The 8,901-nt window shown below is 39.0% G+C and carries 9 protein-coding genes and 1 CRISPR repeat array; of the genes, 3 read left to right on the forward strand and 6 right to left on the reverse strand.

What is annotated here, in order from left to right; all coding sequences use genetic code 11:
* Nucleotides 1-23 precede the first annotated feature (23 nt).
* Nucleotides 24-575: direct repeats of the CRISPR family, unit length 37 nt; unit sequence GTTATAATAGTCGCTAATCCCTTTCAGGGATTGAAAC.
* Nucleotides 576-660: 85 nt separating this feature from the next.
* Nucleotides 661-1,878, reverse strand: a complete 1,218-nt coding sequence (locus ACKPEB_RS10445) for a DUF790 family protein (RefSeq protein ID WP_408964819.1) — start codon at nucleotides 1,876-1,878, stop codon at nucleotides 661-663.
* Nucleotides 1,879-2,091: 213 nt separating this feature from the next.
* On the reverse strand, nucleotides 2,092-4,422 hold the full coding sequence (locus ACKPEB_RS10450) for a heavy metal translocating P-type ATPase (RefSeq protein WP_408964820.1): 2,331 nt from the start codon (nucleotides 4,420-4,422) through the stop codon (nucleotides 2,092-2,094).
* A gap of 456 nt (nucleotides 4,423-4,878) precedes the next feature.
* On the opposite strand from ACKPEB_RS10450, the gene ACKPEB_RS10455 reads away from it, so the two are divergent.
* The 3 genes from ACKPEB_RS10455 to ACKPEB_RS10465 are packed head-to-tail and all read left to right on the forward strand — an operon-like array spanning nucleotide 4,879 to nucleotide 5,979.
* Nucleotides 4,879-5,088, forward strand: coding sequence for a DUF2997 domain-containing protein (locus tag ACKPEB_RS10455; protein WP_072720892.1), 210 nt, complete (start codon nucleotides 4,879-4,881; stop codon nucleotides 5,086-5,088).
* A 46-nt stretch (nucleotides 5,089-5,134) separates the two neighbouring features.
* Nucleotides 5,135-5,521 (forward strand): DUF1257 domain-containing protein, encoded by a 387-nt coding sequence (locus tag ACKPEB_RS10460; protein WP_408964821.1) that lies wholly within the window; start codon nucleotides 5,135-5,137, stop codon nucleotides 5,519-5,521.
* Entirely contained in the window at nucleotides 5,521-5,979 is a 459-nt protein-coding gene (locus ACKPEB_RS10465) for a ferredoxin (protein WP_408964822.1), read from the forward strand. Before ACKPEB_RS10460 ends, ACKPEB_RS10465 begins: the two co-directional genes overlap by 1 nt.
* Before the next feature lie 436 nt (nucleotides 5,980-6,415).
* Here ACKPEB_RS10465 and ACKPEB_RS10470 read toward each other — a convergent pair whose 3' ends face one another.
* The 4 genes from ACKPEB_RS10470 to ACKPEB_RS10485 all read right to left on the reverse strand — a co-directional run.
* Entirely contained in the window at nucleotides 6,416-6,700 is a 285-nt protein-coding gene (locus ACKPEB_RS10470) for a YiaA/YiaB family inner membrane protein (RefSeq protein ID WP_408964823.1), read from the reverse strand.
* Nucleotides 6,701-6,803: 103 nt separating this feature from the next.
* Entirely contained in the window at nucleotides 6,804-7,712 is a 909-nt protein-coding gene (locus tag ACKPEB_RS10475) for a 2OG-Fe(II) oxygenase (RefSeq protein WP_408964824.1), read from the reverse strand.
* 100 nt (nucleotides 7,713-7,812) lie between these two features.
* Nucleotides 7,813-8,214: a ribonucleotide-diphosphate reductase subunit beta gene (locus tag ACKPEB_RS10480; RefSeq protein ID WP_408964825.1), complete on the reverse strand. Its 402-nt coding sequence runs from the start codon at nucleotides 8,212-8,214 to the stop codon at nucleotides 7,813-7,815.
* A 73-nt stretch (nucleotides 8,215-8,287) separates the two neighbouring features.
* On the reverse strand, nucleotides 8,288-8,901 hold a 614-nt coding region (locus ACKPEB_RS10485; RefSeq protein ID WP_408964826.1), incomplete at its 5' end, for an HNH endonuclease signature motif containing protein.

Genomic DNA, 8,901 nt, shown 5'->3' on the forward strand with positions numbered 1-8,901 from the left:
CGATTAGGATAACAAGATTCAAGGTTATAATAGTCGCTAATCCCTTTCAGGGATTGAAACGTGATAATGATTGGGTTTCCTTCAGTCCAGATCAGGTAGTTATAATAGTCGCTAATCCCTTTCAGGGATTGAAACAAATAAATTAGGCTGTTCTTGTTAGCTTGAAATATTGTTATAATAGTCGCTAATCCCTTTCAGGGATTGAAACGGCAAGTAAATATGTTTGAACTAATTTTAATTACTAAGTTATAATAGTCGCTAATCCCTTTCAGGGATTGAAACCTAGGGGAATCAGTTCAAAGTGATGAACCTAAAACGTTATAATAGTCGCTAATCCCTTTCAGGGATTGAAACATAAATAAAAGGGAGCGATCGCAACGCAAAAAAAGTTATAATAGTCGCTAATCCCTTTCAGGGATTGAAACTCAGAACGCTCAAACATATCGACACCCGGCAACCGGTTATAATAGTCGCTAATCCCTTTCAGGGATTGAAACAAAAATTGCTTTTCAAGGTATCAGGTCGCCCCCTTTTCCCCGTTATAATAGTCGCTAATCCCTTTCAGGGATTGAAACAAACACCTCCAAGAACTCACCTAAAAACGGGGATTAGTTATAATAGCGGTTAATCCCTGAAAAAGATTAAAACTTAATTCTATACCTAATTTTCCAAAATTTCTAATACAGTTTTGGGCGATAACTTATCCTTAAACCATACCACCGGAACCGAAAGACGATTAATATCAATTCCAGCATTTTCTAAATTCAATCGTTCAGAAATGGCTAAAATTAAACTCTCACATCCAGAACGTTGGACTTGATAAAACTTCTTCTGTAAATATTCCGGTCGCCAATACCCAATAATCTCTAATAAAAACACCCGTCCATCAGGATGAACCAAGCGAAAATCAGGAATCATTACACTCCCTGGAATGGGAATTAAATCAACCTCTCGTTCTAATTTCCACTCGGTTTTTAAATTCTTCCACCGTTCAGCAAAAGATTGTTCTATCAGACTATCATAAGGTTTACCCGGTGGATAATGACTGACTAAACCACAATCAGAATTTAAACTAAAATAACCCGTTCTCACCACACGAGTATAGGGGTCACGTTGTTGTAATTTTGCTTTTAAACTCCATTTTGTCACATGAAGTAAAGCCGGAATCATTTTAGCTAAAGATAAACCATAGCGGGTACTCGCTTTAAATAAACTTGTCGGCCCATCAATTGTTAACGTAAATCCTTGGTCTGCATCTCCTTCAATATAAGTCATTAATTGGAATAATTTTAAATATCGAAATAATAATTTATATTCTCCTGGGTCATTGCGATAGGCATTAATAATAATCTGACTCGCTTGATAGAAAATACCTTGAACTTGAGATAAATTATAACGATGTAATAACGTTTCTGGACTGGGAGAATCAAATTGAGTTAAAATCCGATTTTCTTGTAAATCTGCATAAAGACCCGATATAATTTGAGCAGGTAAAACCTCTCGATTTAACGCTTGACTTAGTTGAATGGCTAATTGTTCTAAACTGTGTTCTGTTGCTGTTGGACTCGGTACAGTTTTCGCCGCCAATGCAAATACTTTTTGGCGTAATTCTACAGGTTCTAAAGGACTCACCACCTCAAAAGTACAAAAACCACTTTTTAATAAATGTGCTAACCCCCGCTTCACCCGATAGTCAGGACTATCTCCTTCAAATTCCTGTAACCGTTTATTTAATTCTCCTTGGGTTTGATTCACAGATGCTTCAAAACATTGAATCACATCCGTTGCTAAATTGATATGTTTAGTATCAATTTTTAACCGGAGGGGAATCACAGTTTCTCCCTGTTGTTTATAGCTTAATAGTTCAGAAGGTAACATCAGAAATTTAGGGTGATTAAGTCACAATATAGCACTACGCATTACAGTTAGGACATTTTTAAATCCAGCAAACCCTTTCACTTCTTACAGTTAAGCTGTTCCCTGCGAAGCACCCTCGCTTGTCGAAGTGTTCCTTGTTCCCTCGAAAAGTAGCGCTATCAAATAAAAATGTAACTGACTCTTTATCGGCAATTTTTTTCATACCTCATCCGTTTAAGGTTTAAATTGACGACGTAATAATAACGAATTGGTAACAACCGTCACCGAACTTAACGCCATCAAAGCACCCGCCATTGAAGGACTGAATAAAATCCCAAATTGAGGAAATAATAATCCAGCCGCCAGGGGAATCGCAATAATATTATAACCCAATGCCCAGAATAAATTTTGACGAATTTTATTAAAGGTAGCCCGACTTAATTGGATAGAATCGACAATATTGATTAAAGAATTTCGTATTAACACAATATCAGCCGTTTCATTCGCCACATCTGTTCCTGTTTGTAACCCGATGCCAATATCCGCTTGCGCTAAGGCGGGTGCATCGTTAATTCCATCTCCCACCATTGCCACAACTTGACCTTGTTGTTGTAAAGTTTGAATCACATTGACTTTACCTTCGGGTCGAACTTCGGCAAAGATATCCTCTGATTTTAAGTTTAGCTCAGAAGCGATCGCAGTCGCAACGGATTGGCGATCGCCCGTTAATAAAATCACCCGTAACCCCATATTTTTTAACTGTTCAATAGTTGATTTTGCATCCGTTTTTAAGGGGTCACTCATTGCCATTACTCCAACAACTTTACCCTCAATGGCAAGATAAACCATCGTTTTTCCTAAAAATTCCGGTAAAGGTTGAGGCAGAATAATATTAGATTCAATTAAACCCGCTAAATTACCCACAAATACCCTTTTATTATCAATTATTGCGGATACTCCTAAACCGGGTTGAGTTTGAAAATCTGATGCGGTTAATAAGGGTAAATTTTGATGGTTTGCTTCTGTTAAAATCGCTTCAGAAATCGGATGATTTGAACCTTGTTCTACGGTTGCGGCGAATTGTAAGATTTCAGGGGAGGTTAACTCAGAAATTGAAAGGCAATCTGTTATTTGGGGCGAACCTTGTGTTAAAGTTCCCGTTTTATCAAATACAATCGTATTCAGTTGATGAACTCGTTCTAAAATATCCCCGCCTTTAATTAATAATCCTCGTTCTGCACCCATTCCTGAACCCACTAAAATTGCAGTCGGTGTTGCTAATCCCAAAGCACAAGGACAAGCAATCACTAATACCGCAATGGCTAATTTTAAACTTAATAATAAAGGCGCATTTGTGGCAATTTCTACCCCGGCTAAAGTGATCATATCCGGCCAAATTCGTGTTCCTAACCCATACCAAAATAAAAAGGTTAAACTCGCTAAACTCATCACGAAATAAGTAAAATATCCTGCAACTGTATCCGCTAATTTTTGAATCGGAGCTTTACGAGTTTGAGCCGTTTCTACTAACTGCACAATTTGTGCTAAAATCGTATCGGAACCCGTGCGGGTTGCTTCGATTAAAATCACCCCCGATTGATTAATTGTTCCCGCAGAAATACTATCATCGATTTGTTTTAAAATCGGCATCGATTCCCCCGTTAACATTGATTCATCAACGGTGGTTGTTCCCAACCGAATTTCTCCATCAACGGGTATTTTTTCACCGGGTAAAACTTGTAACCATTCCCCGACTTTAACTTGTTCGGCGGGAATTTCCACACTATTTAAAATTCCAGTATCCTGAGATTGAGGAGGAACTAAACGAGCAGTAGTCGGTTGTAATGCGATTAAAGATTGAAAGGCGGTGGCGGCTTTTTGTCGAGCGTGCTGTTCTAAGGTTTTTCCTAGTAAAATAAATCCCAATAACATTACAGGTTCATCAAAGAAACATTCCCAACCCAATTGGGGAAATAATAAAGCAACAAAACTGGTTAAATAGGCGGTTAAAGTTCCCAGTCCGACCAACGTATTCATATTGGGAGCATTGTTCAATAAACTCCGCCCGCCATCAATAATAATAGAACGTGCCGGAAATAATAAGGCAATGGTAGCTAGTCCCCAATGAAACCAAATATTACTCAGTAAAGGAATATGGGGAAAACCAAAATGATGTAAATGTCCAATACTTGATAACAATAACAACAGACCACAGGTAACAATGCGTTGAATTTGTTTTCCCATGTCTTGGCGATGTCGCTCTTGTAACGCCTTTAATTTGTCCGTAGCGCTAGACGTTAAATTACGAGGTTGGGTGGGAAACCCAGTATTGGTCAAAATTTCAGCTAAATTTTCCGGCTTAATTTGGTTGAGTGCACATTCAACCGTTGCTACTTCTGTTGCTAAATTCACCGCAGCCGAAATGACTCCCGGTTGTTGGATGAGTTGACGCTCCACCGCTTTAACACATCCAGCACACTGCATCCCTCCCACATCTAAAATAATTGTTTCCGTTTGAGGTGGGGATAAGGTTTCATCCGTAACAAGTTTGGGAGCAAGTTGCATAACGGTTTCAGGTCGTAACAACGCAGTGCAGATCAAGGAAATTATAGAACAATTGGCGGTTGAGGGTTGACGGTGAACTGTTGAGCTACGCATTACAGTTGTAGAGACGCTACGGCATAAATAGGCTCCTGTAGAGACGCGCCATGGCGCGTCTCTACTAAATTCAGCAAACCCTCTCAGTGCTTACTTTCCCTATTGCCTATTGCCTATTGCCTATTGCCTCCTCTATACAACCTTGATCTCAAAGGCGGATAAACTTAACATATAATTGACCTACTGCTTCAGGTATTAATAACTTTTGTTAAGTTGTGACTCGTTTTTGATCCATTCGTCACAATTGATGTACGGACATTTCGAGTCAAACGCACTTCGACACAGCGATTGTAGCCTATCCGACGGTTCAACCGCCGACGTCGAGCTATTGTGCCCTGTATTTCCTCGCCATTCCCCTAGCCTATGGAAACTTTAGAATTCATCATCTATCCAGACGGCCGTGTGCAGGAGAAAGTCACTGGCATTGTTGGGGCTTCTTGTGCAGAAGTCACGGCTGCACTGGAAGCCGAATTAGGCATTGTATTAACTCAGGAAACCACTTCTGAGTATTACGCCCAGAACCAACAGCAGTCAGATAGTGCGACAACCCACGTGGGTTCGAGCCATTGGTAAATTCTGTTTTTGAGTTCACTAAACATCTCGTTGAAAATCGCCAACTATGTCACACTTTAGCCAAATCAAAACCCAAATTCGTAATCTTACCTCATTACAAACTGCTTTAAGCGATCTGGGCATTGACTGGAAAGCTGGGCCTAAAGAGGTGCGCGGTTATCAAGGTCAAACCCGTCCGGCTCAAGTTGTTATTGAGCAAGACAATGGCTATGACCTCGGCTTTACTTGGAATGGCCAAGAATACGAGTTTGTTGCTGATTTACAATTTTGGCAACAAGCTGTTCCCGTTGATCGGTTTTTAAGCAAAATCACTCAACGGTATGCTTACCACACCGTTGTTAATGAAACGGCCAAACAAGGGTTTCAAGTTTCAGAACAACAAAATCATCAAGATGGTTCTATCCGCTTAGTTTTACAACGCTGGAGTGCCTAATGTCTGATGGGTCTGTATCGCTAACTGATCCCATTTCCGAACGGTCTGGGTTAGAACCAGAATTGGGCGGATTTTTGCGAAATGCACCGGAACGTTCAGGCTTTGAACCGGAACTCGGCGGTGCATTACGGCAAAAAGGGGTTTATGTGGATGAACTCACCTGTATCGGGTGTAAACACTGTTCTCACGTTGCTCACAATACCTTTTTTATCGAAGAAAGTTATGGTCGAGCTCGTGTTTTTCGACAGGATGGCGATTCAGAAGCGTTAATACAGGAAGCAATTGATACTTGTCCGGTCAATTGTATTCATTGGGTTGATTACACTGAACTGAAACGTTTAGAAGCAGAACGTCAAGAACAGGTAATTCCCGTTGTCGGTTTCCCCGTCGAAGCCGCGATGGCACGTCGGAAACGCCACCAGGAACAACGGAAACGAGAGAATTCTCCAACCGAATAACTTTTTTCTGGTGGGCTAAAAACTGCCATTTTTTATATTCATTTTATGGAATTAGGCGAAAGGAGAATATTCTTCTTTTGCCTATTTTAATATTAAATTTGATATAATTAATCCAATAGGACGTTCTATTCCTGAACCTAAAGGACGATTATTGTTAGCTTAATTCTGATTGAATCAAATCCTAAATTTTCCACCCTACAACAAATTCTCGAACTGAGAAAATACTTAATTGATATTGGAGAAAAACAGAAGAAGAAAGCCTACCGTAATGGATATATTTATATTACGGAAAACTAGAAATTAAATCTGTTGAATTGATGCCAATAAAAACGGTAAACCCATCATATACAAATGTATTTAGCATTTATATATGATGGGCATTTAATTAAAATTTCTAAAATTTTTACCAAGAAATCCAAACTCTATATCAGCACAATCACTTCATCGGGTTATATTCAGCTAATAATTTTTCTAATTTAGCTTGATCAACTTTAGATAATAATTTTTCGGCTTCGTGATTATCTCGAATTGTTTTCGCTAAAGTAAAAGAGGAACCCACCGAAAAAGTTAACCCCATTCCCATAAATCCTTTGACCCAAATATCAACCGGAAGGTAAGCAATCCCAACCGCAGTTGTAGAAACAGCCAGAATAAATGAAACCCAAACTTGAAGAATCCAAGCGGGTGTGTCTTTTTGTGCAACCATTTGTTTATTGCTCATCACTGTTGCTCCCAAACTGTATTAGTTTGGGTCTATTTTAATTGGGATTGACAGAACTTGTTAATAATAGTAGACAGTTTTAAAAAGTGTCCCTACAACGAGCTTATTCAGCGCGTAACCAACCATTGAGGGTAAAGCGTCCATCTTCAAAGCGTCGGGACGGACAACTAACAGGCATGACCTCATGTTTGCAACGACTATCAAAAAAAACGATACTATTATTATGGGGTTCAATATCAATAAATTCCCGTTCATTTAAAGCATAACCATTTTGCCATTCCGTCGCATACAATCTTAAATTTCCCCCCGAAAAATTTTTAGGTTCTTTATAAAAATAATAAACATAGGTTAAGATGCGAGTATTAGTTTCAGGACTCCCAGAATCATTATGAATTTTATAAAAACAGCCATCATTATGAGCCGTTAATTGCATTTCTACTTGAGCCACGCTAAAGGGTAGAATATTTAATTGAGTTAGAATTGAAGGGAGTGTAGCAATGAGTTTTTTACGGAGAAATTCATAAAAATCAGGGAATAGCGTTGCATATAAAATAGAAGATTTACGATAATTAGTAGCTTGAGTCGTCGTTTTAGAACCGACAAATTTACCGGGTTGTTTTAAAGCAATTTTTAAGGCTTCTTCGTGTTCTTTAGGGGATAAAAAATTTTCAATTTGGACATAATTAGCAGGTAAAATTGTTAGGTTATTCTCAGGAATAATAGGTGCTGAAGTTGGGAGAACTTCAACGGTCGTTGCAGCAAGTTGGGGAACAGGAGCTGCGTTAGAAATTGAAGATGAACTCAGCAGAGAAGGAGATTGTAAAAGTTCAAGGGGAGTAACAGAAGAACATCCCGCCATTTCTAATATTTTTAAAGCAATATTCGCTCGTTCTGAGGGAGAAACTTGTTCATTTTGAAGCAAAGTTTCGAGAGTTGTAATCGATTGATTAATTAAATTCTTGAGTCTTTCTGTGGGAATGAGAGTCTCGGTTGTAGAAGGGATAGTATTCATACAGAGTTCGAGCAAATAGTGCTAGAAAGCTATTCTCTCTATGGTGACACAAATTTTATCCCAACGGTAGAGACGCGCCATGGCGCGTCTCTACGAGAGGTTAAATTTCGTCCCAACCGCTAACGCCGGAAGACATCACATAACTGGTGACGCTGGCTTCAAAGAAATTAGCTTTAGTATGCGCTTCTTTTTTAGTATCAGAGAAGCGTTCTAAATGGGTATAGGGACTTTTACTGTACTTTTTATCGGTGTAAAGAGGTTCTAAACCGATAGAACGCAACCGAATATTGGCTAGATATTTGGTGTATTGTTCGGTACTAGATTCCGTGATTCCTAAGATATTGTTGCCCACAATATGATTAGTCCATTTACATTCATGTTCAACGGCAGTATTGAACATTTCATAAATTTGGTCAACGGAATGCGTAAACACTTGCATGGCTTCAGGAATCAATTTTTGGAATAACCGAACATGAGAAAGTTCATCCTTAATATTCAACAAGGGTCGTTAGTCCTTGCCCGTTCTGGTGAAGAACTGCTGAAAGTCACCTTTCAGAATAGACTATATCATCTTCCTAATAGGAAGCCCCCCGTTTCGTAGCACTTGCTACTACGCTTTTGCCGCTAGTCGTTGCACCTTTAGAATCAATAACTTCCCAAGCATCAATCCATGTTTTTCTATGACGAACATTGCTAATAACAGAGCAGTCAACATCAAGCCATTGGGCTAATTCCTTATTAGAGCAAGTCGGAAGTCTCTTAATAGCTTCAATTCTTTGCTCAATAGGAATTTTACTGTTTAAACCCGAACTATTTTTAACTTGAACGACTTGATTTTCATTCTCGAATTGCTGCCAAACAGACTTCAGACGTTTTCTATGACGAATCAGTGAGATATATCGGGAGTGTAACCCATACTTATCAGCAACCTCTTGATTGGTTGCCCCATTGACAAGATCATGGATTATTTCCAAATATTGTTCATTAGTGAGTTTAGCCATAGAGTTAGTTTCGGCTGATTTCCCTTGTTTTAATCCTGTTTTGACTGCATGACGAATATTTTCAGCAGGTGTCACCAACTCAAGATTAGACAGACTATTATTAGCTTTATTTCCATCAATGTGATTGATTTGCAATCCCTGTGGTATTTCCCCGTTAAATGCTTCCCAAACAACTCTATGAACAAGAA

This window comes from Planktothrix sp., assembly GCF_046067725.1.
In the GTDB taxonomy this organism is placed as follows: domain Bacteria; phylum Cyanobacteriota; class Cyanobacteriia; order Cyanobacteriales; family Microcoleaceae; genus Planktothrix.

What these genes read in the sequence shown, in the direction of transcription:
- ACKPEB_RS10460 (WP_408964821.1), top strand. Translation starts at nt 5,135, where the DNA reads ATGTCACACTTTAGCCAAATCAAAACCCAAATTCGTAATCTTACCTCA.
- ACKPEB_RS10455 (WP_072720892.1), top strand. Translation starts at nt 4,879, where the DNA reads ATGGAAACTTTAGAATTCATCATCTATCCAGACGGCCGTGTGCAGGAG.
- ACKPEB_RS10450 (WP_408964820.1), bottom strand. Translation starts at nt 4,422, where the DNA reads ATGCAACTTGCTCCCAAACTTGTTACGGATGAAACCTTATCCCCACCT.
- ACKPEB_RS10470 (WP_408964823.1), bottom strand. Translation starts at nt 6,700, where the DNA reads ATGAGCAATAAACAAATGGTTGCACAAAAAGACACACCCGCTTGGATT.
- ACKPEB_RS10465 (WP_408964822.1), top strand. Translation starts at nt 5,521, where the DNA reads ATGTCTGATGGGTCTGTATCGCTAACTGATCCCATTTCCGAACGGTCT.
- ACKPEB_RS10445 (WP_408964819.1), bottom strand. Translation starts at nt 1,878, where the DNA reads ATGTTACCTTCTGAACTATTAAGCTATAAACAACAGGGAGAAACTGTG.
- ACKPEB_RS10475 (WP_408964824.1), bottom strand. Translation starts at nt 7,712, where the DNA reads ATGAATACTATCCCTTCTACAACCGAGACTCTCATTCCCACAGAAAGA.